Here is a 24,728-nt window from a genome sequence, read left to right as displayed (position 1 = left end):
ACGCTACCCCGCCTCGTGTTCCATCCCGGGCTGGATTCGGACAAGGCCGCGATACGCCTCGATCGGAGTTCGACCCTCGTTGACGACCGCGTCGACTTCGGCGCAGATGGGCACCTCCACATCGTGCTCACGGGCCAGATCCACCACACTGCGGACGGTCTTGACGCCCTCGGCGACCTGACCCAGGATCTCGACGGCCTCCTCGATGGTCCTGCCCTCGCCCAACTGCTCCCCCACCCGGCGGTTTCGGGAGGCCGGGCTCATGCACGTCGCGATCAGGTCTCCGAGTCCGGTCAGGCCCGAGAAGGTCAGCGGGTCGGCGCCCAGGGCCTCGCCCAGCCGGGTGATCTCCGCCAACCCCCGGCTGATGACCATGGCGGCGGTGTTCACCCCGACCCCCAACCCGTCAGCCATGCCGGCGGCGATCGCGATGATGTTCTTCAGGACCCCGCCGAGCTCGCTGCCGAGCACGTCGGTGTTGGTGTAGACCCGGAACCGGTTGCGGGCGAACAGGGGCTGCAACGAACTGGCGATGCGCAGGTCGGGCATCGCGATCGTGGCGGCCGCGGCCTTGCCCTGGATGATCTCGCTCGCGATGTTGGGACCGGCGAGCAAGCCGATGGGATGGCCGGGCAGGATCTCGTCGATCACCTGGGTGGGGCGCAGCTTCGTGGACTGCTCGAGACCCTTGACCAGCGACAGCACCGGGACCCAGGGTCGCAGGTGCGGCTCGGCGTCGGTCAGCACCTGCCGGATCGACTGCGACGGAACCCCCACGACCAGAACGTCGGCCTGGGCACAGGCGGCCGCGAGGTCCGCGGTGGCATCGAGCTTGGAGGGCAGCTGGTTGTCACCCAGGTACTGGGTGTTGGTGTGCTGGGTCCGGATCTCCTCTGCGATCTCCGGCCGACGGGCCCAGATCGTCGTCGGGGTGTTGTGGCACGAGACGCTGCCGAGAGTGGTCCCCCACGAGCCGGAGCCGAGGATCGTGACGTTCATCTGTCTGGTCATCTGCCGACTATTGCACGGCTTCCTGACCTCGTGTCGACTGGTGCCTGGACCCGAGGAGAGAGCAATGACCAAGGCAGGGACCAGCGATCGCGTCGAGCCGCCGGGCTCGTGCCGCTGCGGCCTCTACAGTCCACGGCCATGGCTGCGATCCTCCACGGCGTCCGCGTCCTCGACCTGACCACGATCGTGGCAGGCCCCTACGCCACGATGCTGTTGGCCGACCTGGGTGCTGAGATCATCAAGGTCGAGGCACCTGGCGGTGATGCCTACCGCTCAGCCAAACCCACCATCCAGCGGGGAGTCGGCGCGCCGTTCGTCGGCGTGAACCGAGGCAAGCGATCGGTTGGGATCGATCTGAAGACCCCCGGCGGGCAAACCGTGCTGGCGCGTCTGGCCAGCAGGTGTGATGTCGTGGTGTCGAACATGCGCCCAGCGGCCGCCACGAGGCTCGGGGTGGACGCCCAAGCACTGCAGGCGCACAACCCGCAGCTGATCCACTGCTCCTCCACCGGCTTCGGCAGCGACGGGCCTGACGCCGAACTGCCGGCCTACGACGACGTGATCCAGGGCCGCGCCGGCTTGTCGTCGCTGCTTGGCTTCGACCGCTCGGCACCCGTGCTGGCGCCGACCGTGATGGCAGACAAGGTCACCGGACTTCACGTCACCCAGGCCGTGCTGGCGGCGCTCTACCACCGGGAGCGGACGGGCGAGGCCCTGGTGGTCGAGGTGCCGATGCTCGAGACGGTCACGTCCTTCGTCATGGCAGAGCACATGGGCGGCGCCGCCATGGAGCCACCCATCGGGCCAGTCGGCTACAACCGGCTGCTGACCCCCAACCGTCGGCCGTTTGCGACCACCGATGGCCACGTCGTCATCCTCCCCTACACCTCACGGCATTGGGCGGCGCTCCTGGACTGGATCGAGGCAGCGGATGCGGATCCGGCCGGTGCCTGGGCGGCCGCCACCTGGATCACCGACGCGGATGAGCGGGCCGGTCGTGTCGGCGAGCTCTACGGGATGCTCGGCGACCTGCTGCGGACCCGGTCCTCGGAGGAGTGGATCACCGTCCTCCGGGAGCTGGACATCCCTGCGGGACACGTCAACTCGCTGGCGGAGGTCTTCAACGACCCACACCTTGCCGCGCTCGGGTTCTTCGAGCGGACCGAGACCGTCTACGGGACCGTGGTGTCGCCCCGTCACCCCGTGCGGTATGCCGGCGAGGCGCAGCCGCATCCCGGTCCCCCACCACTGCCGGGTCAGGACACCGCGGACCTGTTGGCGGAGATCGGCTTCGATGAGCAGGCCATCACGGGACTGCTGACCGATCGAGCGGTCTGGGGGTCGTGACCGTCTGCTAGTCCGCGGTGTCCTTCTTGCTGCTCGAGGCCTTCTTGCCGCTCTTCGGCGCCTTGCCGGTCGCGTCCTCCACGGCGGCTGGGGCGTGATCGAGCGGGCTGATCGCCTTGGCGGCACCGACGAGGGGTGCCTTCAGGACGTTGCTGACACCATTGAGGGTGGAACCGATCGCGCTGATGATCCCGCCGAGCCCACCCAGGATGGTGGCCAGCAGACCACGGACCAGGTTGAGCAGCAGCGTGATGACCCCCACCAGGAGGCGGACCACGGCGTTGCCGGCCTTCTTCTCCACCTGACTGGCGGCGGCCACGACGTGATCGGTGGCCGTGGCGGTGGCGTTCGCCACGCTCTCGGCCGCTTTGTCGGACTTCTTGTTGCGCTTTCCCATGGGTGGACTCCTGGCGTGACTGCAGGATATGTGCATCTGTGGCGGTCGGGAACGACCATACCGGCGCGCCGTCAACCAGAGGGCTTGGACGCCAGGATCTGGGTCGGGGCGAGGATGCCGGCCTGCAGAGCGGCCCGGAGGTTGGCGAACATCGCGGGCCACTCCGAACCCATCAGGTGCGAGAGATTGACCGGTGGCGGATTGGCGGCCGCATCGGCCAACGCCTGCCGCACCACCGGACGACGGTCGACTGCCTCGCCCGGCACCAGGCCGGCAGCCGCCATGACATCGCCGTAGACGTCCGGGCTGGCCAGCCAACTCATCGAGTCACTGCTGGCCCACGGCAGCGGGAAGGACAGGGGCCCATCCGAGATCCGCATGATGTCGTACACGGCCACGGTGCCGCCGCGAACCGTGACCCGCGCCAACTCGCGGATCAAGGCGTCCTTGGCGTGGATGTTCATCCCGACGTGCACCAGCACGACGGCGTCGAAGGTCTCCGCGTCGAACGGCAACGCCAGCGCATCGGCCTGCTGGAACCTGATCTGCTCCGAGAGGCCGACCAGGGCCGTCAGGGCCCGGGCGGCATCCACGAAGTCGGGGGTCAGATCGACGCCGGTGACCGGTCCGGCGTGACGCCTGGCGATCGTCCGTGTGACTCCACCGATCCCGCAGCCCACATCCAGGACGGCCATGCCATCGGTCAGGTCGAGGTCGTCGAGGAGTGCGATGGTGGCCGCCCGGCCGCCGAGATGGAACTCGTCGACACCCGCCAGATCGTCGGCGGTCAGGTCCCCGGGGTCCAAGCCGGCGTCCTGCAAGGCCGTCTGCACGCGCTCCGACAGGTCGGCCTGACGGCTGTAGTGCTCGTCGACACGCATGGCAGCTCGACACCTCCTCCTCAGCGGGGAGCCTACGACCTCCGGGAGGTGGAGCGCGAGGGGAAGCGGTCTTTTGTGGAGCAGCAGGACTGGGCGGAGCGGATGTGCAACGGTGTGCCGCATGACCAGAGGCCCAGATGCACGCTTCAACGACACGCTCCGCGTTGACGACGACGGTTGGCGGCTGGTCGAGACGGGGTTCGAGGAGGACCGGGCTGTCGCCGTCGGATCGAACTTCACCGTCGCCAACGGCTACCTGGGTTACCGGGCGACCGCACCCGAGCAGGGCGCCGAGGATTTCGTCGCGCTCACGGTCAGCGACACCTACGACTGTGCCGACGGTCGCTGGCGCGAACTGGTCAATGCCCCCAACCCCCTCATGGTCACTTTCGCCGTGGACGGGACCACCCTGCGGCTGGAGGAGTCAGCTGAGCCAGAGAGCTGGCTGGACCTCCGCGCCGGGGTCAACGGACAACGCCGCACGCACGTGCTCGATGAGGCATCGATCACCCTGACGGTCGAGCGCTTCGCCTCCTACGACAACCTCCACCTGCTGTGCCAGCGGGTCACGGTGGAGAGCGACGCGCCACTCGAGATGCAACTGCGGTGCGGCATCGACGGGAACGTCTGGGACCTGAACGGTGTGCACCTCCCCACGCTCGACCCCACGATCGACGGTGATGTCACCGCCCTGTCCGGCGTGACCGGCGAGAGCGGGATCGGAGTGGCCGTTGCGGCTGCCCACCGGCTGGACGGAGATGTACCGACCGAGGAGCCGGCAACCGGAGACCGCCTGGTGGCGCGTACGGTCACGCTCGACCTACAGCCCGACCAGCCGCTGGTGCTCGAGACGTTCGCCGCGGTGGCCACCTCCTCCGACGTCGAGGACCCGCTGGCCGTGGCGCTCAATCAGGCGGCCGCGGCAGCCGCTGAGGGCTTCGGCACCCTGCTCGAGCGGACCACCGCCACCTGGCAGGGGATCTGGGGGGTGATGGATGTCCGGATCGAGGGCGACGTGCTCGATGACGCGTCGTTGCGGTTCAGCAACTACCACAACCGCGTCCACACGCCCCTGCACACCGATCACCTGCCGGTGGGTGCGCGCGGGCTGTCCTGTCAGGCCTACCAGGGTGCGGCCTTCTGGGATCAGGAGGTCTACAACCTGCCGGCGTTCCTCTTCACCGAACCCGAGGTCGCACGCAGCATCCTGGCCTACCGCCACAAGACGCTCGACGGTGCCCGAACCAAGGCCAGGGACCTCGGCTACGACGGCGCGTACTACGCCTGGGTGTCCGGGGTGACGGGTGAGGAGCTGTGCCCCGACGTCTTCTTCGTCGACGTCCTCACCGGCCGGGAGATCCGCAACCACTTCAACGTCTGGCAGATGCACGTCTCGCCGGACATCGTCACGACGATCCGCACGTATGTGGACGTCACCGGCGACACCGCCTTCATGGTCGAGCACGGTGCCGAGGTGGCGTTCGAGGTCGCCCGGTTCCTGCGGTCCTTCGTGCACTTCAACGACTGGGGTGGCCAGTACCACATCATCCGGCTGCTCGGACCCGATGAGTGGCATGAGAACGTCGACGACAACGCCTTCACCAACTACCAGACCCACGCGGCCCTCACGTTTGCGATCGAGACCTACGAGTGGCTCGAGCAGGAGCACGCCGACGCCCTGACACAGCTGTCAGCCGAGATGGGACTGCAGGCGTCAGAGGTCGACCGGTGGCGTCACGTCCGGGACAACCTCTTCCTACCCCAGCCGGACGAGACAACCGGGTTGATCGAGCAGTTCCGCGGCTTCTTCGACCTGGAGGACATCTCACCCGAGGAGCTGGCCACCCGGCTGCAGCACCCCGACGAGTACTGGGGCTGGCCGAACGGCATCGCCGTCCGCACCCAGGTTGCCAAGCAGGCCGACGTGGTGATGCTGCTGTGGCTTCATCGGGAGCGGTTCTCGGGCGATGTGGTGCGAGCAAACCACGACTACTACGAGCCTCGCTGCGCACACAAGTCGTCGCTGAGCGACGCCGCCTACGGGATGGTCGCGGCCCAGATGGGCGATACCGCTGTCGCGCTCCGTCACTTCCGCGAGACGGCTCGCGTCGACCTGCTGAACGCCCAGCACGCCGTGGTCGCCGGCACCTTCATCGGCGGAATCCACACCGCCGCCTGCGGTGGGACGAACCAGTTGGCCGTGCAGGGTCTCGGGGGCCTCGGCTTCGTGCAGGACATGCTGACGGTCGACCCACGGCTGCCGGAGGCGTGGACAAGACTGACCTACCCGGTGCAGTGGCGCGGTCAGCGCCTGACGATCCTGGTTGCCCACGACGGCGTGACGGTCCAGGCGGAGGAGGCCAACTCCACGGCGGTGGCGCTGAGCGTTGCGGGCGTGGCCATCGAGGTCCGGCCAGGCGAGGCCGCCACGATCGATCTGGCCAGTCGGTAGCTCCAAGCCGTCCTACTGCTGGGCCAGGATGTCGCCGAGCGGTGCCGGCTTGCCGAAGAGGTACCCCTGCGCGTAGACGACACCGAGGTCAGTCAGGGTCCGGGCCTCCTCGGGAGTCTCCACGCCCTCGGCGATCAGCGTGGCATCGATCTCCCTGGCCAGAGAGATCAGACCCGAGATGAGGACCTGCCGTGGCCGGTCACCATCCACGCCGCTGACCCACGCCCGGTCGAGCTTGACCACCTGTGGACGGAGTCTGAGGACGTGCTGCAGCGTCGCATAGCCCGAGCCGGCGTCATCGACTGCCAGGCGGACGTCGGTCAACCCCTCGACCATCGAGGCGACCTGCTGGTAGTTGGTGATGGGCTCGTGCTCGGTCACCTCGAGCGTGATGGCGCGGTCGACCGCCATGATCAGGTCGCGCAGCTCCACGGACTGGATCGTCGCTCCCGACACGTTGATGGAGACGTAGGCATCTCGAGGTAGCCGCCTGGCTCCCTCCAGGAGCTTGCGGACGGCCAGGAGCTCGAGCTGGACGCCCAAGCCGGCCCGGGGCGGCCTCGGCAAACCGGTCGGCCGGGTTGATGCCAGGGCCGAAGCGGCTGAGGCCCTCGTAGCCCACGGGCTGGCGATCCTGCAGCCGGACGATCGGCTGGAAGACGATGTCGAGGGCGGCCGTCTCCAACACGCGGCTGATGGACGCCCGCTCTGTCCAGGCCTGCTGGGCCGCATCGATGGACGGGCGGAGCAGGGTCGTCAGCTGGGGCGCCAGGGCCGCCAGATCCTCCGTTGCCGGGACGGCCATCGCGGCGTCCACGGGCACCTCGAGCACACCGATGGTGCGAGCCGCCGGCCCCAGCGGGATGCAGGCGACGGTGTCGAGCGGACGCTGCTCGACCCAGGACGCGCCCTCGTCGGCACGGGAGGGGTAGTTGACCAGCTCGACGGCGGTCCGGACGTCGATGCCGAGGACCAGGACGATGACGTTGCGGATCACCCGGAGGTCGCGGGCGACGATCGTGGCGAGCAGCCGTCAGGAGATCGAGACGTCCTCGGATGCGAGCCACGTGGCCGGTGGCGCACCAGCGAACTGATTCCACTCCCGGGTCATGTGCGCCTGGTCGGCGTAGCCACAGATTGCGGCGACGCTGGCCAGGTCCGGACGACGTGGTGAGGCGAGCAGTCGTTGTGCTCGCTCGAATCGCATGACACGGGCGGCGAGCTTGGGCGTCAGACCGAACATCCCACGAAACCGCTGACTGAGCCTTCGACGGTCCCATCCGACGTGATCTGCGATGTCGGTGATGCGTGCCGACCCGTCGGTCTCGCTCAGCAGGGTCCAGGCCGCGTCGAGCGGGTCGGGGATTGTGATGCTGTCATCGATCATGGTGCCGAGGACCTCGTCGAGGACGACCCAGCGTTCGGCCCAGGAGGGCGCCGAACCCAGCCGATCGACCAGCCCCTGCGCGATGGCGGGGACGATGTCGCCGAGGTGCACGTGCGTCGACGACAGCTCCGCAGGTGACGCGTCGAACAGGGCGAGCGCACCACGCGGTGTCAGCGACAGTTGGATGCCGTGCATCGACCCGTGGTGATGGACGCTGGAGGGCGCGTCGTGCAGCCCGGCGACCATCCCCCAGAACCGGTCGGAGCCAGTGCGAGCGCTGGAGACGTGGAGCGGCTCGTCGAACGCAACGATCATGGTGAGTGATCGCGACGGCAGCCCGGCGTGGATGCCTGGCTGCAGCCCCGACACCCGGTACCCGACGTACTGGTCCACGTAGGGGCGCAGCCTCGGTGCAGGGAATTGCACCATCTGTGTGTCCCGCGTCTCCGACATATCTCCATCGTAGGAGCCGCGACCAAGCCTCAGGTGAGCAGCGGGAGGACGGCGAGGTAGAGCACGATGAGCACGGCACCCTCGCTTCGCGTGACGGTGCGGCGCGTGACCATGGCCACAGTGGCGATGACCGCCGCGCCGATCGCGGCACCGGTCGCCGTGATCGTGAGTGCGGGGTCATCCACAGGAGGTCCACCGAGGATGCCGATGATGCCACCCACGGCCAACGCGTTGAACAGGTTGGACCCTAGCAGATTGCCCACGATCAGATCGGTCTGCCGGCGACGTGCGGACTGGATGACGGTGACCAGCTCGGGCAGGGAGGTGCCCACCGCGACGAGGGTCACCCCGACGAAGCCACCCGACAGCCCCGTCTCGTCGGCGACCCGCAGGGCTCCCCACAGGAGCAGCTGCGCGGAGCCGACCGTTGCCACCAGACCGACCGCGGTCCGGGCCGACTCGATGCCGATCCTGTGGTGCTCGGCATCGGCCAGCTCGGTGACGTCCTCGCCCACCGCGTCGGGGACCGGCGACGCTGAAGCGGGCTGTCGGACGACGATCGCGAGGCTTGCCACAAGTCCGGCGGCCAAGGCGATGCCCTCCCAGCGCCCGACGCCGTCTTGGACGGCGACGCCGAAGGCGATGGTGGAGGCGAGGACGAGTGGTGCCTCCACTCTGACGGTCCGTGACTGGACGGTGAGCGGGACGATGAGCGCGCCCATACCGAGCAGCAGCGTGAGGTTGGCCAGGTTCGAGCCGACCACGTTCCCGATGGCGACGCCGGTGTTGTCGTCGGCGACGGCAAGCGCGGAGACGAGCAACTCCGGTGCGCTCGTCCCGAACCCGATGATCACGACGCCGACGACCAACGCGGGCACACGGCGCATGAGGGCGACCCGCGCAGCCCCGATGACGAACTGATCGGCCGCCCATGCGAGTGCGATCACACCGGCCACGATCGCCAACACACCGTCGAACATGCTGACCTCCCAAAGAGCCGAGGGTCCAGGACGGCACGACGGCGCGCGACATGGTGATCCCTGAGCGATCCCCCGTCAAGTCGTCCTCGGTGGGCTCGGTCGGGAACCAGCCGTAGTGTTCGGAGATACAGGCGTGGATGACGGACAACGTCGCCGCCGCCGAACGCACGGACGGTGAGATCGGTGGGTCGGAATGAGCCGAGCATCCAGCTGAGCAAGACCGTCGCCTATCTCCTCCGCCACAACCCTGCGGCCGCAGGGCTCGAACTCGACCCCTCCGGCTGGATCGATGTCGAGGAGCTCCTCGAGCGGATGAACGCTGCTGGGCACCGGATCACCGCAGACCAACTCGATGCGATCATCAACCGATCCGACAAGCGGCGCTACGAGATCCGTGACGGCCTGATCCGGGCAGCACAGGGGCACTCGGTGCCCGGCGACCTCGACCTTGCACCGACCACGCCTCCAGCGCAGCTCTTCCACGGAACGGTGGAGCGGTTCCTTGCGAGCATTCTCGACCAGGGCCTCCTCAGTGGCAGCCGGACGCACGTGCACCTCTCAAGCGACACCGACACAGCCAGAGTCGTCGGCGCCCGTCGGGGCACGCCGGTGATCCTGACCGTCGATGCCCAGCGTATGCAGTTGGATGGTCACGAGTTCTACCTGGCTGCCAATGGCGTCTGGCTGGTCCAGCACGTCCCGGTGGAGTACCTCACCGTGTAGGCGTCCGCGTGAGCTGGACGGTCCAGTCGATCGGGGGAGCCAATAGTCAGATGTTCTCTCCACCTCGGTAGCGCTCAGACACCAATAGCTCCTCGAGACTCAACGAAAGAGCCCTCAGATCCACACCACTCCGAAGGAGCGCTTGAGCCGCGATACCCCGCGAATCCTGAATGAGTGCCAACAACATGTGCTCCGTGCCGATTGCGGTCTGTCCGTTGTCCTGGACGATCTGCGCGGCGCCCTCGAGAGCCCGCAGCATTCTCGGAGTGAACCGCCGGCTCGGATGCTGGAAGATTTCAGTGCTCATTCAGAATCGGCTGTCCCCAGGGCATCCAGATCCAGCCGGCGAGCCAATGGTGTAGGCACTCCCAATGCAAGCCGTCTGGTGTTGTCAGAATCAGCCCGTCGATAGTCGGCCCGCACTCTATCCCAGGTTCAGACATGGACGAGCTGATCGATGCGGCGGAGGACACCGGACGCTCTAGGCCGACCGCGGCGACAGGAGTCAGTCCAACCAAGAGGAGCGAGATGACAAGCGAGACAAGAGACCTCTTCATGTGCTTGCCTTTCGGATGCAGTTTCGAGCTAGAAGACTAGTTAGTCATCCATTGGTGACTAGTCATACTGGACTGATGGCCAGTGGCCCCTGCCTCACGTTCGCGGCACGAGAGCTGGCCTCCCCCGGGGCCGCAGGTTCCTCTCGGATGCCGCGGGCGGCCCATTAGCCAGCGTGGGAGGCGGCGAGGCCGCTGAGCCAACCAGACCCCGACGCCATCGATCAGCGACCATTGGTCACAGGATCTGACGCGCTGCTCAGACGCTTGTGACCATTCTGTGACCAATCGCCCCCATTTGGGCCCCCAACGGCAAAGGCCCCTCCGAATGGAAGGGCCTCTGACTCCTAGTGGTAGTTGCGAGGACAGGATTTGAACCTGCGACCTCCGGGTTATGAGCCCGGCGAGCTACCGAACTGCTCCACCTCGCACGTTTGAATCTAGCGAGGCAGACAGGGTGCTGCAACGGCTGTCCGGCCCAGTCCCGTCACTACCCTTAGGAGCATGGAACCAGCTGTTCTGGCGCACGTGAAGTGGTTCAGCGAGTTCGACTTCACCGATCCGCCGCGGTCGTTCTCCGAGGTCCTGACGCCGACCTTCTTCGCCCTCGCGGCGCTGGCGATGACCGTCATCGGAGCCATGGTGTTCATCGACCGCCGTTTGGACGATGTCGGCTGGTACGGCCGGATCAACTCATGGCTGTCCGATCGAGCCGAGTACAGCACCACCGTCATCCGCGTGGCCATGGCCGCCGTGCTGCTGATCTCCTGGGAGAATCGCGCGCTGCTCACCCCCGAACTCGCCGAACCACAGGCCTGGGTCGGCTGGATGCAGTTCGTCCTGGCCCTCCTGCTGCTCTTCCCTCGGTCAGCACCCGCGGCAGGCATCGGGATCATCTTCCTCTGGGTGATCGGTCTGGGTGAGTACGGCCCCCTCCACATGCTGGACTACTTGCACTACGTGGGGATCGGGATCTACCTCTTCGTGTCGGCCAGCAAGGACGAGAAGATCCGCGGCATCGGCCTGCCGGCCCTCTACCTGACCATCGGGTTCGCCCTGATCTGGCTGGGGTTCGAGAAGCTGGTCTATCCCGAGTGGAGCCTGCTGATCCTGGAGGAGAATCCGAACCTCGTCCTCGGGCTCCCACCGGACTTCTTCCTCCAGGGGGCCGCGTTCGTCGAGATCAGCTTGGGCTTCCTCCTCATCATCGGCCTGCTCGAGCGTCCCCTGGCCGCCGTCATCACCCTGGTCTTCTTCACCACCACGCTGGTCTTCGGACGGGTTGAGGTCATCGGCCACACGCCGTTGCACGCGGCTCTCGTGGTGTTCCTCCTCAACGGCCCCGGCAGCTTCTACAAGCCACCCATCGCGCTCCATCGCCGGATCTGGCTGCGGGTCTCCTTCGCCGTCGTCAACTTCGCGTTCGCACTGGCGCTGGTCGGCTTCGTCTACTCGCTATCAGCCCAACTGCAGTTCGAGGAGGCGACGGTCTCCGCCGCGCAGATCAGCCGAGCGCACGGTCCAGGTTGAATGCGGCGCTGATCAGGCCCAGGTGGGTGAAGGCTTGTGGGAAGTTCCCCAACTGCTCGCCGTTCGGGCCGATCTCCTCTGCGTACATGCCGAGCGGATTCGCGTAGGTCAGCATCTTCTCGAAGGCGAGACGTGCCTGGTCAACCCGTCCGGCGCGCGTCAGCGCCTCGACGTACCAGAACGAGCACATGCTGAAGGTGCCCTCCTCGCCGCCCACGCCGTCCTGGGTGCGCTCGGGGTCGTAGCGGTAGACGAGGCTGTCGACGACGAGGGACTTCTCGATGGCCTCGAGCGTCGACAGCCACTTCGGATCCGTGGGCGAGACGAACTTGACCAGTGGCATCAGCAGGATCGACGCGTCGACGACGTCGTCATCGATGTGCTGGACGAACGCACCGAGGTCCTCGTCGTAGCTCTGCTCCCAGAGCGCGAGGTGGATCGCGTCGCGGGTGGCCAGCCAGCGGTCGTGATCGGCGGGCAAGCCCCGCTGGTTTGCGACGCGGATGGCTCGCTCGACGGCCACCCAGCACATCAGTCGGGAGAACGTGAAGTGCTTGGCCTCGCCGCGGGATTCCCACAGCCCCGAGTCCGCCTCGTCCCAGTGGTCGCAGACCCAGTCGACCAGGCGGCGAACGTCGGTCCATTCGTCGTGGGAGAGTGGCCGGCCATATTTGTTGTACAGGTACAGCGAGTCGATCAACTCGCCGTAGATGTCCAGTTGGGTCTGCGATCCTGCAGCGTTGCCGATCCGCACCGGGGCTGAGCCGCGGTACCCGGACAGGTGGTCCAACACCTCCTCATCGGGCACTGCTTCGCCGTCGATGCGGTACATGATCTCCAGCGGCCGCTCGTCCGCGCCCCGATCGCAGAACCGCTGTGCCAACCAGTCGAAGAACGCCGTGGCCTCGGCGGTGAAGCCGAGGCGGAGCAGTGCATAGATGCTGAAGGCGGCATCACGGATCCAGGTGTACCGGTAGTCCCAGTTCCGCTGGCCACCGAGCATCTCCGGGAGGCTGGTGGTGGGGGCGGCCACGATCGCACCGGTCGGGGCGTAGGTCAGCAGCTTCAGCGTCAGCGCCGAGCGCTGGACCATCTCGCGCCAGCGACCCCGGTAGGTCGACTGCCTGATCCATGCCTGCCACCAGGCCACGGTGTGGTCGTACAGGTCTTGCGCCTCCACCTCGTCCAGGTCGTCGGTCTCCACGCCGTCCCGCAGCACGAAGGTGGTCGACTGGCCCGTGGTGAGGGTGAACGTGCAGCTGATGTCCCCATCGTCCACGTCGAGGACTTGTGTCGTCCGCACGGTGAGCTGCTGGTGGCTCGACGTGAAGACCGCTGCGCCGTCATGGCAGCGAACCTGGTGGTGGGCGCGTCCGTAATCGAATCGAGGGGCCAACTGCATGCCGAACTCGACCTGGCCACGCACACAGGTGACGCGACGCACGATCCGGCCGACGTGACCGTCTGTTCCGTCCGCGGTCCCGAGGACGCCCTCCTCGCCGGGCAGGCACATGAAGTCGACGACCTCGCTGATGCCCTGGTCGCTGTGGAAGCGGGTAACCAGGACGTTGGTGTCAGGGATGTAGAGCTGTCGTGATGTCGTGGCGGGAGCCGTGGGGGCGAGCGCCCACCGACCACCGTCCTCGGCATCCAGCAGACTCGCGAAGACGCTCGGCCCATCCACCCGTCCCGGGCAGTACCAGTCGATCGTGGCGTCGCTCCCCACGAGGGCGACGGTGTGCAGGTCCCCGATCAGGCCGTGCTGCGCGATCGAGCGGAACGACTGCTCGCTGCCACCGGGCGCCGGACCGCGGGTGTCATCCACCCCTCCGACGGTAGCGGCGAGCACGGCCGCTGGCCCATAATCGAACACATGTTCTGCTACCGTGTCCGGCATGCCGACACTAGCCGAGCTGCAGCGCGCACCTGACGCTCCAGCCGACCCACCGCCGGGGCTCCGACTCCCACTGCAGCGTGCCACCACGGTCGACACGCCGGCTTTCCGCGGCCTGACCTTCCTCGAGGTCGAGACCAAGTCGGCGCTGAACAAGGTCTCGGGCATGCCGTTCGGCTGGTCGATCAACCCGTACCGGGGCTGCTCCCACGCCTGCGTGTACTGCTTCGCCCGACCGACCCACGAGTACCTGAATCTGACCGCGACCACGGACTTCGACACCAAGATCGTGGTGAAGACCAACATCGTCGAGGTGCTCGCCCGCGAGCTGGCCCGTCCGTCGTGGAAGGGCGAGCACGTCGCGCTCGGGACCAACGTCGACCCGTACCAGCGGGCCGAGGGGCGCTACGAGCTGATGCCGGGCATCATCCGGGCCCTGACGACCTCGTGGACGCCCTTCTCGATCCTGACCAAGGGGACGCTGATCACCCGGGACACGGAGGGGCTCAGAGTCGCGGCCGAGAAGGTCGGGGCAACCGCCACGCTGACCATCGGCATGCTCGACGAGGAGGTGTGGCGGCAGACCGAACCCGGGACACCCTCACCGCGGGCACGGCTCGAGGCCGTCGCCAGGCTGAACGCCAGCGGGATCCCGACCGGTGTGATGCTCGCCCCGATCATGCCCGGCCTGAACGACGACCCGGGCCAGTTGGCCGCGGTGACCGAGGCTGCCGTGGAGGCCGGCGCCACCCACGTCACGCCGATCACCCTGCACCTGCGCCCCAAGGTGAAGGAGGCGTTCTGGCCGTGGCTGGTCGCCACGTATCCGAACCTCCTGAGGACCTACGAGGAGCTCTACGGCCAGCCGCAGGCCCGAGGACGGGCGACGCTGCCGGAGGATGCGGCCGCGCCACTGGTGTCGGTCGTGCGGCGTACCCGCGCCGCGGCGTGGACGCGACATGGCCGGATGCCGGATCCGGCACAGTGGCCCAGGAGACCCGACGGTCCCGAGAACCCGAGCGGCCACACCACACCCGCGGCAGCCCCGTCAGCCGCCAGGGCCGAGCAGCTCTCTCTCCTGCCCTGACTGCCGGAGGTCAGGTTCCCCACCGGAAGGTCAGGTTCCCCACCGCGAGGTCAGGTTCCCCACCGCGAGGTCAGGTTCCCCACCGCGAGGTCAGGTTCCCCACCGCGAGGTCAGGTTCCCCAGCAGGAGGCCGAGGCGCGCTCACAGGGGCTTGGCGAAGGAGAGCTCGTGACCGTCAGGGTCACGGAGGTGGAAGTAGCGTTCACCCCACTCGGCGTCGCGCGGCTCGAACTCCGGCTCCATCCCCGCCTCCACAGCCCGCCGATACATCCCATCGACGTCCGTGACGTAGAAGATCGCCCGGCCCCAACCGGTCTCCGGATCCTCACCGGTGACCTGCAGGTTGAGGTAGGACGACCCGACGCGAAACGAGGTGAACGGCTCGTCAGGGCCGCCGTAGGCCGCCTCGAACCCGAGGGCTGCGTAGAAGGCCCACGACCGACGCATGTCGGTGACCACCAGCGTGACGGCACTGAGTGAGGTCGGCTGGCTCATGACTCTCCGTCCTCCGCTGCCTCGGCATCGAAGACGGCCGAGGCTGGCTCGGCTCCGTCACCTCCGAGTGCCTCGGGCAGCTGCTCGATGTAGGCGCTGGCCCAGTACTCGTAGCCCGAGTCGTCAGGATGGAAGAAGTCCGGAGAGTAGTCGAGCATCGTGATCGGACGAGTCGCAGCCTCCAGGGCCACCGGCACCAGATCCGGGTGCTCAGTAATCACCTCCCGGGCGATGGCCGACAGCCGTCGAGACTCCTCGAGCCGGGGACCGCCCTGGAAGTCCGGCAGGTCGGCGACGAGCGTGCCAGCCGGCAGCTCGCACAAGAGCTCATCGAACTGCTCCTCGAAGACGGCGGCCGGGGTGTTGGTCGCGTCGTTGCCGCCGACGTCGAGGGTGATCAGGTCCGGCTCACCGCTCTCCTGCACGACCGAGCGCAGCTGCGGCAGCTGGGTCTCGAGCACATCCGCGGTCCGGGCACCGGTCACGGAGAGGTTCACGATCCTGACGGTCATGTCCGTGGCCTGTTCGACGTGCCGCACGATCTGCCCGACGTAGCCGTCCTCGGGGTCGGTGGCCCCGACGCCCTGGGCTGCGGAGTCCCCCAGCGCGACGTAGAGCAGGTCGCCTGGCTCCTCCGACCGGGCCTCCCAGTACTCGGCGTAGGCGTCGTGTTGGCCGAAGACCGAGGCCACGCCCTGCCCGATCCAGGTGGCCACGATGAGGAAGCTGACGCCGGCCACGGTCGCGATTTTGCGCCACGTCGGGCTGCGGGACCAGAAGGCGGCGAGGCGTGAGGTCATACCAGCTCCGAGTGTGCCGCGGGGGCCCGGGCAGCGGCGTCAGCCGTCAGCTGCTGGAGTCATCATCCGTCGCATCGTCCGTCGAGGCATCGCCGTCCAAGAGATCATCGGACTCGTCCCCGGCACCCTCGGTCGAGGGCAGACCGCCACCGACCTGCTCCTCGATGCGCGCCACGAGGTCCTGCGCCAGCGACACCTGGTTCTGGTACTCGCCCAGGTCTCCCTCGGCAAGCGCAGCTTCGGCCGCCGCGAACGCCTCGATCGCCTGACCGATCAGGCCCTGCACCTCCGGCGTGACCTCTCCGCCCTCACCCGGGATCGGCGTTGGACTCTCCTCGGCGGCCCCGGGATCCTCCGGCAACGCCGGCGTGTCGTCGATGTCCTCCGGCAGGTCGCCGAACAGGGACTCGAGGGCCTCGCCCAAGGTGTCCTCGAGCACGACCTCATCGCCGTAGACGAGCACGACCCGGCGAAGCTCGGGGATGTCGAACTGCTCTGCCCGCAGGAAGAGCGGCAGGGCGTACAACAGCGAGTCCTCGACCGGGACCACGATCAGATTCCCGAAGATCACCCCCGAGCCGGCCTGGTTCAGCAGGGTCAGCTCCCGGGCGATGACCGAGTCCTGGTTGATCCGTGCGAAGACCTGTTCCGGTCCGAACACCGTGCGGTTCGGCGGCATGTTGAGGATCCGGATCTCGCCCAACGTCTCGCTGTCGCCACTGGCTGCCATGTAGGCGCTGAGCACCTCACGGTTGGCCGGGCTGAAGGGCTGGATGAGGGCGAAGTCCTCCTCCGCCTCGCCGGGCAGTCGGATCAGCTGGTAGGTGGGCGGGAAGCTGCGGTCGGCAGCAGCTCCGGCATCCTGGTTGTTGTCCGCGAACGCCGGATCGGCCGGCAGCTCCCAGAGGTCCGAGGCGTTGTAGAAGCCGTCCGGGCCGGGGATGTGATAGCGCTCCAGGATGCTGGCCTGCACCCGGAACATGTCCTCCGGCGAGCGGAAGTGCTCGCGAATGTTGTCCGGCACCTCGTCGCCTGGCGTCAACACGCCGGGGAAGGCCCGGTCCCACGCCTGGATCAGCGGGTCCTCGGGGTCGGTGACGTAGAGCTCGACGGTGCCGTCGTAGGCGTCCACCACGGCCTTGACCGAGTTGCGGATGTAGTTGGCCTGGCCCTGCAACGCGGCGAAGCTCGCGATCCGCTCCTGGGGGATCAGGTCCCCCTCGGCGTTCGGGATGAACAGCGTGCGCCGTTCGGTCACCTGGCTCTCCGTGGCCAAGTCGATCCGCTCGGAGTACGGGACCATGTCCGTGGTGGTGTAGGCATCCTGGATCCACTTGATCCGACCGTCCACCACGATCGGGTACGGGTCGTGATCCAGCTGCAGGAATGGCGCGATGGCCCCGACGCGCTCACGCACGTTGCGGTTGAACATGATCCGGCTGTCGCTCTCGATCAGACCCGACAGCAGGATGTTCGGCTCGGCGTAGCGCAGTGCGAAGGCGACCCGGTTGATGATCCCCCCGACGCCGACGCCGTCCTCTCCGTCATAGCGGTTGAACTGCTGCTCGGTGTCGGTCTCGAAGTCGAACTCGGGGTCCTCGGTCCCGATGATCGAGTAGGTGGGGGCGCTCTCACCGAAGTAGATGCGCGGCTGCTCGAGCTGCAACTCGTCGACCCCGTCGATCGGGATGTCGCGCGCCAGGAACTCCGGCTGACCGTTGCTGGCTGCCGTCGCGACGGTGGAGGACACGACGCCGTACCCGTGGGTGAACGAGAGCGCCCGGTTCTGCCAGGACGGCTCGGTCAGCTCGTCGATGTTCAGCTCACGGACGCTGATCATCACCTGCTGCGGCTCGCCGTCCACGATGTAGCGGCCGACGTCGACGTCCCGGAAGTCGTAGTAGGGCCGCAGCTCCTGCAGCTGGTTGTAGGTGTTCTGCAGGGTGGCCGGGTCCCACAGCCGGATGGCCTGCAGGGTGTTGGTGTTGTCCGCGACCTCCTCGTTGGTGAGGTCCTCGGTGGCCGGGAACTGCTCGTAGGTGAGGTTGCCCTCCTGCCCCTCCAGGGCCTGCTCATCGGTCGCGACGTCAAAGGCGTAGCGCGTGAAGTCGAGGTTTCGCTCGATGAACTCGCGCTCGCGGGGCAGCTCCTGCGGGTTGACTCGCAGCGCCTGGATGGCGGCGGGGTAGGCACCACCCAGCACGACGGAGGCGACCAGCAGGATCCCGACGCCAGCGCTCGGCAGGACCCATCCGCGGTAGCGGATGTTGGCCAGGAACAGGGCGACGCAGACCACGCTGATGAACGTCAGGAGGGTGAAGGCGCGCAGCTCGGCGTTGACGTCGGTGTAGGAGAGACCGGTGACCAACCCTCGCTCGGAGTAGCTGAGGTGATAGCGGTCGAGCCAGAAGCCCCAGGCCCGGACGGCCACCAGCGAGGCCAGCAGGACCGAGACGTGGACGTTCGCCGGGGCCGTGATCTTCTGCCCCGGAGCCTGTGGTCGGATTCCGCCGAAGATGTAGTGCGCCCCCGCGGTCACGACGATCGTGACGGCGATCGCGCCGAAGAGCCAGCCGTTGATCATCGTCCAGAACGGCAGATCGAAGACGAAGAAGCCGAGGTCGATGCCGAAGTGCGGGTCATCGATGCCGAAGCTGTCCCCGTTGGCCCACAGCAGATAGGTCCGCCACTCGCTGACGAGCGCCGAGCCCGCGATGAGGCCGATGCCCAGCGCCACCGCGATCATGATCGGCTTGGCGTAGGGCTTCAGGGCGATCCGGTAGCGCTCCACGATCTCCTCGGCCTCAGAGGGGATCCGGAAGTCAGGTTCCAGCCGCCGCGCGAGGAAGAGGTTGCCCCCGACGAGCAGCGCCATGACCAGTCCCGAGACGATCCCGAGCCCGAAGCGCGTGTACAGCAGGTCGAAGAAGCGGTCGGCGAACCCGACGGACTGGAACCAGAGGATGTCGGTGTAGAAGGCCGCCAGGCGCGGCCCGACGACCGCCAGCAGGACCACCACCCCGAAGACGACAAGGATCCAGCGTCGACGCAGCTCAGCAACGATGTTCATGTTCGACGGCCGAGGGTAACGCGCTTGGCGGCGGACGCCGCTGGGGTGTTCGCGGGCCGGATGTGACGCCCCGGCAGGGGCGCCGGATTACCTACTCCTCGTCCTCCGAGGTGTCGGTGGCAGTGGCGGTGTCGCTGTCAGCGGCATCTGGCTCGGCGGCCTCGGCCAGCACGGAGTTGCTCGCGTCGGTGGCAGCTGCCTCCTCAACGTTCTCCTCCAGTTCGTGCAAGGCGACCTCGACGGTCTCGCGTGCCTGCTCGAGTCTCTGGGCCAGCTCGGACCGGCGGGCGACCAGTGCGTCGATCTGATCCTGGGTGGCGCTGGCCTGCTCGCGGAGGAAGGCAACTTCCTTCTGGGCGGCTGCAAGGGCCTCCTCGCGGGCCTCCTCAGCCTCGGTCTGCGCCTTCTTGCGGATCTCGTCGGCGGCCTCCTGGGCCGCGTCGAGGATGCGCTGGGTCTCCGCGCCGATCGCGGCGAACGGTGACTCCGAAGCTGGTGCTGCCGCGGCCGGCTGGGGCTGGGCGACCTCCTCCGACTCGGCGTCCGTCTCGGCTGCAGGTTCGTCGGTGTCCACGTCGGCCGCGGCGCCGCCGGTCTCCTCCAGCAGCTGGGAGAAGGCTTCGGCGACCTCGCCCAGGAAGGCGTCGACCTCGTCCCGGTCGTACCCACGAAGGGACACGAGGAACTCTCGTGAATGGATCTCCTCTGGAGTCAGCACCCGCACACCTTTCCTACGTCTCTAGTGGTCCTACCTGAACAGCTCGCGACCGGATTCGGTGTGGGACGTGGTCGCGGGGGCAGTCTACGACAGCGGCGGTGGCCATCCAGCTTGGTTCGGGAACGAACCCTGGCGTGTTGCCTCAGGCGCGGGAGAACAGTCGGCGCCCGTTGGTCGGCGCGGATTCCTGACTCCCGTTGCTCTCCGAGAAGCGACTCTCCAGAGGTGGCGAGCCGGCCTCGACCGCTGACAGAGCTGCCGAGGAGGCGCCGGTCTGGTCCGGTGTGGTCTGGTCCTGCGGGGTCGCATCCTGCGCGGGTGAGTCGAGCGCGGAGGCGGTGGTGGAGCCATCGGCCGCGGCGTCATCGTCGGCCGACGAGATGGTTGCGTGACCGACACGGGGGACTGAGGCCCCGCCGACCTGAGCCTGGTAGTACGTCTTGAAGCTCACCGGCACCTCAGTCAACTTGAACAGCCGGACGTCGCTGGCGTTCTCGAGGTTTCGGACCCGCTCGATGAACGTGACCGCGTCATCCAAGGAGTCGCTGAAGTGGGTACCGTCACGACCCTCGGCGGTGGTGAAACGGACAACGTGTTGCATCTAGCCCTCACTTCGGTGTCGTCGAGGGATCTCCCTCGGGTAGGTGGACGACGTGGACGTGGATCTCTCATCGGCACCCACGGCCACCGACTTTAGGGACTTGAGGGTCCTGACGTGGCAACCACCGGAAGTCGGCGTGGGCAACGCCGGTCTGCGGTCACGCCCCGAACACGGTCCCGAGGTCCCAGTCGGCGTCGATGGCGGCGCCGGCACCGGTGATGACGGCATCCAGTGGGTTGTCGGCGACGCGGACCGTGACCTGGGTCTCCGCCTCGATTCGCTGGTCCAACCCCTCGAGAAGCGCACCACCACCGACCAGCAGGATGCCCTGGCCCATCACGTCCTGGGCCAGCTCGGGTGGGCACTCCGAGAGGGTGTCGATGACCACACCGGCGATGGCTGCAGTCGGCTTCTCCAGGGCCACCCGGATCTGCTCGGACTCGACGCGCACAACCCGTGCGCCACCGCCCTCCAGGTCACGCCCCCGGACCTCGGCCGCCACGCCGTCCGGAGCCGGAAACGCCCGCCCCAGGGCCATCTTGAGCTCCTCTGCGGTCCGGTCACCGATCGCGATGTCGAAGTGGTCCCGCACCCAGGACTGGACCGCCAGATCAAGGTCGAAGCCACCGACCCGGACGGCTTTGCTGACGACCACGCCGCCGAGGGAGATGACGGCCACCTCGGTGTTGCCCCCACCGATGTCGACGACCATGGAGCCGACCGGATCCTGGATCGGCATCCCCGCGCCGATGGAGGCGGCCATGGGCTCCTCGATCAGATAGACCCGTCCCGCCCCCGCCTGCTTGGCCGCATCCCGCAGCGCATCCCGTTCGACCGGCGTGACCCCCGACGGGACGCTGATCAGCACGCCCGTCCGGCTGAACCGGCTGATCCCCAGGCGGTCGAAGAGCAACCGCAGCATGGACGCGGTCATGGCGAAGTCGGTGACGGCGCCACCGTCGAGCGGGCGTTCCAGCTGGGCCGGCCGACGCGCTGTGGCAACGGTGTCGTAGGCCCGCTGGCCAGCCGCGATCACCTTGCCGCTGCGCACGTCCATCGCAACGACCGTGGGCTCACGGATCACGATGCCGCGGCGCCGCGCCCAGACGACGGTGTTGGCCGTGCCGAGGTCGATCGCGAAGTCTGCGCCCATGACCTCAAGCGTAGGCGGAGGACTTCGTCGCTCATCCGCCCCTGATCAGTCGGTGCCGGGCCAGTGGTAGCCGCCGTCGGCCCAGTGCTCCTTCTTCCAGATCGGCACCGTGGCCTTCAGCGTGTCGATGAAGTGGCGGCCCGCCTCGAACGCCGTGTCCCGGTGAGGGCTTGACACCGCCACGACCACGGCGGTGTCGCCGATGGCCAGGGATCCGGTGCGGTGAACCGCCCACGCCGCGCACAGATCCGGCCACCGCTCCGCCACCTGGGCCGCGAGCTCCGCGAGTCGCTGCTCGGCCGCGGACTCGTACGCCTCGTAGTCCAGACCGGTGACGGCACGCCGCTCGCCGGAGCCGTCGCCGTGCTCGGCATCATCGATGGCGTGGTCACGGACGACACCGGTAAAGGTGACGCTGGCACCGGCGGCCGGGTCGGCGACGAAGGCGTGCGCGTCGTCCAGGCTCAGCGGGTCGGTGGAGATGGCGGTGTGCAGCCGGGTCATCCTCGAATCATCCGCCACCCGGCCACGGTCAGCAAACCTGCGGCCCCGAGGAGCGCCTGGCGGAGCCCCGCGCGGCGCAAGCGCCACGGGCCCACCGCGGTCACATCCGCATGAGCGGCCAGGAAGGCGCGCAGCGCCGACTCGTTGGTGTCCTGCGGGCTCCAGCCGCGAGCCTGCAGTGCGGCCACCTCGAGCACGGGCGGCCAGCGCAGGAAGGGCAACACGTCACCCGCAGCCCCGGGCACACCGAGGCGGCGGCCCCGACTGACCAGGGACTCGAGCGCCGTCGGGTCCAGCGGCATGATGACCTGACCGGTGAGGTCAGCCACCGCGGTGGTCGGAAGCGACCCCGGGCAGGCCACGTTGAAGGTGCCGTCCAGGGTCTGCTCGGCCACGAGGACGACCGCGGTGGCGACGTCGCGGGCCGTGGCGAACTGCCACCGCACCTCCGGGTCCGTCGGCACCAGGAGGCGAGGGGCCAGCAGCCGACCAGCCAGGCCCGCCACGTCGGTCAGACCCGGCATGGCCGCTGTTCGCAGGCGAGTCACGGTCACGCCGGGATGGACCTCGGCCCACCGGTCCACCTCCTCGCAGACCAGTTGCTGGTGCATCGCCGCGGGCAACCCCGGGTTGGCCGCGAGCGCGGCGCTGGGATCCAGCGGTTCGACCCGGTGTGGGTGGGCGCCGTACACCGCGCCACCGATGACCACGACGACGTGGCGCACGTCGGCCTGCGCGGCCGCGCGGAGCAGGTTCTGGGTGCCCCGCACACGCCGTCCGTAGCCCGCGTCAGGCGTCTCGCCGGTCGGCCGGACCGCGGGCAGGTGGATCACGATGTCCACATCGCGCAGCTTCTGCCCCAGGGTGCGATCTCTGATGTCGGCCTGGACGACCTGGGTGAGCGGTGGGACGGTCGGCTGCGACTCCACATCCACCGCAAGCCGCTCCCAGGCCGGTTGGGACGCCGCCAGTTCGGTGAGTACCGCCAGGCCCAGGGGATTGCCCGCCCCCACCACTGCGACGCGGGCCATCAGCGGCTTCTCTGCTCCATGCCCAACATCACTACCATGGGTTGCATGTCCGACAACGACTCCGGCTTCGGCTTCGATCCGCAGGACTTCGCCAACATCCCGCTCTTCAAGGAGCTGAGCAAGCTGATGTCCTGGCAAGGAGGAGCCGTGAACTGGGACTTCGCCCGGCAGACGGCCGCCGGCATCGCCGGCGAGCCCCGCCTGGCGATCGGCGTTGATGCTGACGGAGAAGCCTGGGCCGACGCCGTCCGGGTCGCGGAGTCGTGGCTGGATCCCCACACGACGCTCGACGCGGTCCCCGGTCCCGCGCTGGCCCTCACGGCACAGGAGTGGGTCGAGCGCGCTGCCGGGCCCGGCGGCATCGCCGTCTACGTCGAGCCCATCGCCACCGGCATGCAGAAGGCGCTGGCCGAGGGCCTGGCCGACCAACTTCCGGGTGGCATGGCGGGTCTTGGCGGCATGTCCGGCGCCATGAACCCGATCACCGCGATGCTGACGGGCATGCAGGTCGGCACGATCGCAGGCCACCTGGCCGACCAGCTGCTGGGCTCCTACAGCCTGACCGTTCCCACCCTGCCGACGAACATCGTGGCAACGGTGGGCGACCAGGCAGGGCTGTTGGCCCGAAGCCACGACATCTCGAGCGACGAGATGCGGTTCTGGCTGGCGCTGCGCGAGTGCATTCACCGGCGCGTGTTCGAGGGTGCCGAGTGGGTGATGCCCCATCTAACGCAGCAGATGGAGGAGTTCGCCGCGGCCGCGGAGTTCGACCCCTCCGGTCTGGTCGAGCAGATGGGCGGCCTCGGCAACCTCGGGCCAGAGATGCTCAGTGACCCTGAGGCCATGCAGCGGATGGCCGAAGAGGCCGGCGCGGGCATCGAGCCGAGTGATCGGCAGCGCGACATCCTCGCCAGGCTGCAGGCCCTGGTCTCGCTGATCGCCGGGTACGCCGATGTCCTGGTGGACCGCGCCGGAACCGGGAAGCTGCCGAACCTCGAGCGAATCGAAGCCGCCACGCTCACTGAGCGTGGGCAGCAGGGCAAGGGCGAGCAGTTCCTGACCCAACTGGTGGGACTGGACCTTCGACCCGCCGACATCGGTGCCGGTCGCGTGTTCTGCGAGGCGGTCCTGGCAGCACGGGGGCCGCAGGGCCTGGACGTCGTCTGGAGCGATGCCGTCCACCTGCCCACACCCGCCGAGATCGCCGAGCCGAGCCGCTGGCTCCTGCGCCTGGCTGCGGACGAGGCCACGGGCGCCATCTCGGTCGAGGAGGCGGCTTCAGGACAGGACGTTCTGGAGGATCTGGAGGTGCCGGACGACCTCGCCGGCCTGGATGATCTGTAGCCGGCGCGCGCCAGTAATCCACAGCGAAAAATGTTTGTCCACAGGCCAAAACACCAGGTCAGCACGGCAATGCCGCGCAACATCCACAGTTTGTCAACAACTCTCCTCAGCCTGGCGGGCACCGTTTGTGCAGGTCAACCGGGGGTCTCTCCAATCCACACCTGACCCTGTGGAAAACGTGAGTTGACAGGACGATGAACGGCGTCTACCTTCTCCCGATTTTGCTCGGCTCCCGATCCGGTCCGCTCGATTGGCGTTCAGGAGCTACCGGCCAGTAACCTCCGCTCACCGATCCCGCGAGAATCGAGATGAGGAC

22 protein-coding genes and 1 tRNA gene are annotated in these 24,728 nt (G+C 67.9%); 6 read left to right on the top strand and 17 right to left on the bottom strand.

Annotated elements, in window-relative coordinates; all coding sequences use genetic code 11:
* Positions 1-3 precede the first annotated feature (3 nt).
* Positions 4-1,011 (bottom strand): NAD(P)H-dependent glycerol-3-phosphate dehydrogenase, encoded by a 1,008-nt coding sequence (locus tag C1746_RS10520; protein ID WP_116714546.1) that lies wholly within the window; start codon positions 1,009-1,011, stop codon positions 4-6.
* A gap of 138 nt (positions 1,012-1,149) precedes the next feature.
* On the opposite strand from C1746_RS10520, the gene C1746_RS10515 reads away from it, so the two are divergent.
* A complete protein-coding gene (locus tag C1746_RS10515; protein ID WP_116714545.1) occupies positions 1,150-2,358 on the top strand; it encodes a CaiB/BaiF CoA transferase family protein in 1,209 nt (402 codons plus the stop codon).
* Between the two features lie 7 nt (positions 2,359-2,365).
* Here the strand turns inward: C1746_RS10515 and C1746_RS10510 are convergent, their stop codons facing one another.
* Both C1746_RS10510 and C1746_RS10505 read right to left on the bottom strand, forming a co-directional pair.
* Positions 2,366-2,755, bottom strand: coding sequence for a hypothetical protein (locus C1746_RS10510; RefSeq protein ID WP_116714544.1), 390 nt, complete (start codon positions 2,753-2,755; stop codon positions 2,366-2,368).
* A gap of 71 nt (positions 2,756-2,826) precedes the next feature.
* Positions 2,827-3,636, bottom strand: a complete 810-nt coding sequence (locus C1746_RS10505; RefSeq protein ID WP_162867614.1) for a class I SAM-dependent methyltransferase — start codon at positions 3,634-3,636, stop codon at positions 2,827-2,829.
* Between the two features lie 121 nt (positions 3,637-3,757).
* Here C1746_RS10505 and C1746_RS10500 point away from each other — a divergent pair, with 121 nt between their 5' ends.
* On the top strand, positions 3,758-6,088 hold the full coding sequence (locus tag C1746_RS10500; RefSeq protein WP_162867613.1) for a glycoside hydrolase family 65 protein: 2,331 nt from the start codon (positions 3,758-3,760) through the stop codon (positions 6,086-6,088).
* Positions 6,089-6,100: 12 nt separating this feature from the next.
* Here the strand turns inward: C1746_RS10500 and C1746_RS10495 are convergent, their stop codons facing one another.
* The 3 genes from C1746_RS10495 to C1746_RS10480 all read right to left on the bottom strand — a co-directional run bounded on the left by C1746_RS10495 (position 6,101) and on the right by C1746_RS10480 (position 8,908).
* A complete protein-coding gene (locus C1746_RS10495; protein ID WP_116714542.1) occupies positions 6,101-6,820 on the bottom strand; it encodes an EAL domain-containing protein in 720 nt (239 codons plus the stop codon).
* Between the two features lie 301 nt (positions 6,821-7,121).
* Positions 7,122-7,904 carry a helix-turn-helix domain-containing protein gene (locus C1746_RS10485; RefSeq protein ID WP_162867611.1) on the bottom strand — a complete coding sequence of 261 codons (783 nt, stop codon included), beginning with the start codon at positions 7,902-7,904 and terminating at the stop codon, positions 7,122-7,124.
* A gap of 53 nt (positions 7,905-7,957) precedes the next feature.
* Complete coding sequence (locus C1746_RS10480) at positions 7,958-8,908, bottom strand: sodium:calcium antiporter (RefSeq protein WP_116714539.1); 951 nt, start codon at positions 8,906-8,908, stop codon at positions 7,958-7,960.
* Between the two features lie 183 nt (positions 8,909-9,091).
* On the opposite strand from C1746_RS10480, the gene C1746_RS10475 reads away from it, so the two are divergent.
* A complete protein-coding gene (locus C1746_RS10475; protein WP_116714538.1) occupies positions 9,092-9,631 on the top strand; it encodes an RNA 2'-phosphotransferase in 540 nt (179 codons plus the stop codon).
* Between the two features lie 46 nt (positions 9,632-9,677).
* Here C1746_RS10475 and C1746_RS23205 read toward each other — a convergent pair whose 3' ends face one another.
* Complete coding sequence (locus tag C1746_RS23205) at positions 9,678-9,938, bottom strand: Clp protease N-terminal domain-containing protein (protein WP_116714537.1); 261 nt, start codon at positions 9,936-9,938, stop codon at positions 9,678-9,680.
* 604 nt (positions 9,939-10,542) lie between these two features.
* Positions 10,543-10,616, bottom strand: a tRNA-Met gene (locus C1746_RS10465).
* 73 nt (positions 10,617-10,689) lie between these two features.
* Here C1746_RS10465 and C1746_RS10460 point away from each other — a divergent pair.
* Complete coding sequence (locus C1746_RS10460; protein ID WP_116714536.1) at positions 10,690-11,715, top strand: DoxX family membrane protein; 1,026 nt, start codon at positions 10,690-10,692, stop codon at positions 11,713-11,715.
* Here C1746_RS10460 and C1746_RS10455 read toward each other — a convergent pair.
* Entirely contained in the window at positions 11,690-13,540 is a 1,851-nt protein-coding gene (locus C1746_RS10455) for a glycoside hydrolase family 15 protein (protein ID WP_205711805.1), read from the bottom strand. The genes C1746_RS10460 and C1746_RS10455 overlap by 26 nt on opposite strands.
* Before the next feature lie 70 nt (positions 13,541-13,610).
* Here C1746_RS10455 and C1746_RS10450 point away from each other — a divergent pair, with 70 nt between their 5' ends.
* A complete protein-coding gene (locus tag C1746_RS10450) occupies positions 13,611-14,696 on the top strand; it encodes a radical SAM protein (RefSeq protein WP_116714534.1) in 1,086 nt (361 codons plus the stop codon).
* A 141-nt stretch (positions 14,697-14,837) separates the two neighbouring features.
* On the opposite strand, the gene C1746_RS10445 is transcribed toward C1746_RS10450, so the two are convergent.
* The 8 genes from C1746_RS10445 to C1746_RS10410 form a co-directional block, all read right to left on the bottom strand.
* Positions 14,838-15,191 carry a VOC family protein gene (locus tag C1746_RS10445; protein ID WP_116714533.1) on the bottom strand — a complete coding sequence of 118 codons (354 nt, stop codon included), beginning with the start codon at positions 15,189-15,191 and terminating at the stop codon, positions 14,838-14,840.
* Complete coding sequence (locus C1746_RS10440) at positions 15,188-15,991, bottom strand: SGNH/GDSL hydrolase family protein (RefSeq protein WP_116714532.1); 804 nt, start codon at positions 15,989-15,991, stop codon at positions 15,188-15,190. The genes C1746_RS10445 and C1746_RS10440 overlap by 4 nt, the downstream gene beginning before the upstream one ends.
* A gap of 46 nt (positions 15,992-16,037) precedes the next feature.
* Positions 16,038-19,061, bottom strand: coding sequence for a UPF0182 family membrane protein (locus C1746_RS10435; protein ID WP_116714531.1), 3,024 nt, complete (start codon positions 19,059-19,061; stop codon positions 16,038-16,040).
* A gap of 91 nt (positions 19,062-19,152) precedes the next feature.
* Positions 19,153-19,779 (bottom strand): DivIVA domain-containing protein, encoded by a 627-nt coding sequence (locus C1746_RS10430; protein ID WP_162867610.1) that lies wholly within the window; start codon positions 19,777-19,779, stop codon positions 19,153-19,155.
* A gap of 142 nt (positions 19,780-19,921) precedes the next feature.
* The gene (locus C1746_RS10425) at positions 19,922-20,380 is read right to left on the bottom strand and encodes a hypothetical protein (RefSeq protein ID WP_116714529.1); all 459 of its coding nucleotides are present in this window, start codon (positions 20,378-20,380) and stop codon (positions 19,922-19,924) included.
* A 157-nt stretch (positions 20,381-20,537) separates the two neighbouring features.
* Entirely contained in the window at positions 20,538-21,533 is a 996-nt protein-coding gene (gene mreB, locus C1746_RS10420) for a rod shape-determining protein (protein ID WP_116714528.1), read from the bottom strand.
* A gap of 45 nt (positions 21,534-21,578) precedes the next feature.
* Positions 21,579-22,037, bottom strand: a complete 459-nt coding sequence (locus C1746_RS10415) for a molybdenum cofactor biosynthesis protein MoaE (RefSeq protein ID WP_116714527.1) — start codon at positions 22,035-22,037, stop codon at positions 21,579-21,581.
* A complete protein-coding gene (locus C1746_RS10410) occupies positions 22,034-23,068 on the bottom strand; it encodes an NAD-dependent epimerase/dehydratase family protein (protein WP_116714526.1) in 1,035 nt (344 codons plus the stop codon). The genes C1746_RS10415 and C1746_RS10410 overlap by 4 nt, the downstream gene beginning before the upstream one ends.
* Before the next feature lie 45 nt (positions 23,069-23,113).
* Here C1746_RS10410 and C1746_RS10405 point away from each other — a divergent pair, with 45 nt between their 5' ends.
* Entirely contained in the window at positions 23,114-24,412 is a 1,299-nt protein-coding gene (locus C1746_RS10405; protein WP_162867609.1) for a zinc-dependent metalloprotease, read from the top strand.
* Positions 24,413-24,728 lie beyond the last annotated feature (316 nt).

Source organism: Euzebya tangerina, assembly GCF_003074135.1.
Classification (GTDB): domain Bacteria; phylum Actinomycetota; class Nitriliruptoria; order Euzebyales; family Euzebyaceae; genus Euzebya; species Euzebya tangerina.
Note: the sequence above shows the minus strand (reverse complement) of the source record. Positions and strands in the feature narration are given on the sequence as shown.

What these genes read in the sequence shown, in the direction of transcription:
- C1746_RS10520 (WP_116714546.1), bottom strand. Translation starts at nt 1,011, where the DNA reads ATGACCAGACAGATGAACGTCACGATCCTCGGCTCCGGCTCGTGGGGG.
- C1746_RS10515 (WP_116714545.1), top strand. Translation starts at nt 1,150, where the DNA reads ATGGCTGCGATCCTCCACGGCGTCCGCGTCCTCGACCTGACCACGATC.
- C1746_RS10510 (WP_116714544.1), bottom strand. Translation starts at nt 2,755, where the DNA reads ATGGGAAAGCGCAACAAGAAGTCCGACAAAGCGGCCGAGAGCGTGGCG.
- C1746_RS10505 (WP_162867614.1), bottom strand. Translation starts at nt 3,636, where the DNA reads ATGCGTGTCGACGAGCACTACAGCCGTCAGGCCGACCTGTCGGAGCGC.
- C1746_RS10500 (WP_162867613.1), top strand. Translation starts at nt 3,758, where the DNA reads ATGACCAGAGGCCCAGATGCACGCTTCAACGACACGCTCCGCGTTGAC.
- C1746_RS10495 (WP_116714542.1), bottom strand. Translation starts at nt 6,820, where the DNA reads ATGCGGCCCAGCAGGCCTGGACAGAGCGGGCGTCCATCAGCCGCGTGT.
- C1746_RS10485 (WP_162867611.1), bottom strand. Translation starts at nt 7,904, where the DNA reads ATGGTGCAATTCCCTGCACCGAGGCTGCGCCCCTACGTGGACCAGTAC.
- C1746_RS10480 (WP_116714539.1), bottom strand. Translation starts at nt 8,908, where the DNA reads ATGTTCGACGGTGTGTTGGCGATCGTGGCCGGTGTGATCGCACTCGCA.
- C1746_RS23205 (WP_116714537.1), bottom strand. Translation starts at nt 9,938, where the DNA reads ATGAGCACTGAAATCTTCCAGCATCCGAGCCGGCGGTTCACTCCGAGA.
- C1746_RS10460 (WP_116714536.1), top strand. Translation starts at nt 10,690, where the DNA reads ATGGAACCAGCTGTTCTGGCGCACGTGAAGTGGTTCAGCGAGTTCGAC.
- C1746_RS10450 (WP_116714534.1), top strand. Translation starts at nt 13,611, where the DNA reads ATGCCGACACTAGCCGAGCTGCAGCGCGCACCTGACGCTCCAGCCGAC.
- C1746_RS10445 (WP_116714533.1), bottom strand. Translation starts at nt 15,191, where the DNA reads ATGAGCCAGCCGACCTCACTCAGTGCCGTCACGCTGGTGGTCACCGAC.
- C1746_RS10440 (WP_116714532.1), bottom strand. Translation starts at nt 15,991, where the DNA reads ATGACCTCACGCCTCGCCGCCTTCTGGTCCCGCAGCCCGACGTGGCGC.
- C1746_RS10435 (WP_116714531.1), bottom strand. Translation starts at nt 19,061, where the DNA reads ATGAACATCGTTGCTGAGCTGCGTCGACGCTGGATCCTTGTCGTCTTC.
- C1746_RS10425 (WP_116714529.1), bottom strand. Translation starts at nt 20,380, where the DNA reads ATGCAACACGTTGTCCGTTTCACCACCGCCGAGGGTCGTGACGGTACC.
- mreB (WP_116714528.1), bottom strand. Translation starts at nt 21,533, where the DNA reads ATGGGCGCAGACTTCGCGATCGACCTCGGCACGGCCAACACCGTCGTC.
- C1746_RS10415 (WP_116714527.1), bottom strand. Translation starts at nt 22,037, where the DNA reads ATGACCCGGCTGCACACCGCCATCTCCACCGACCCGCTGAGCCTGGAC.
- C1746_RS10410 (WP_116714526.1), bottom strand. Translation starts at nt 23,068, where the DNA reads ATGGCCCGCGTCGCAGTGGTGGGGGCGGGCAATCCCCTGGGCCTGGCG.
- C1746_RS10405 (WP_162867609.1), top strand. Translation starts at nt 23,114, where the DNA reads ATGTCCGACAACGACTCCGGCTTCGGCTTCGATCCGCAGGACTTCGCC.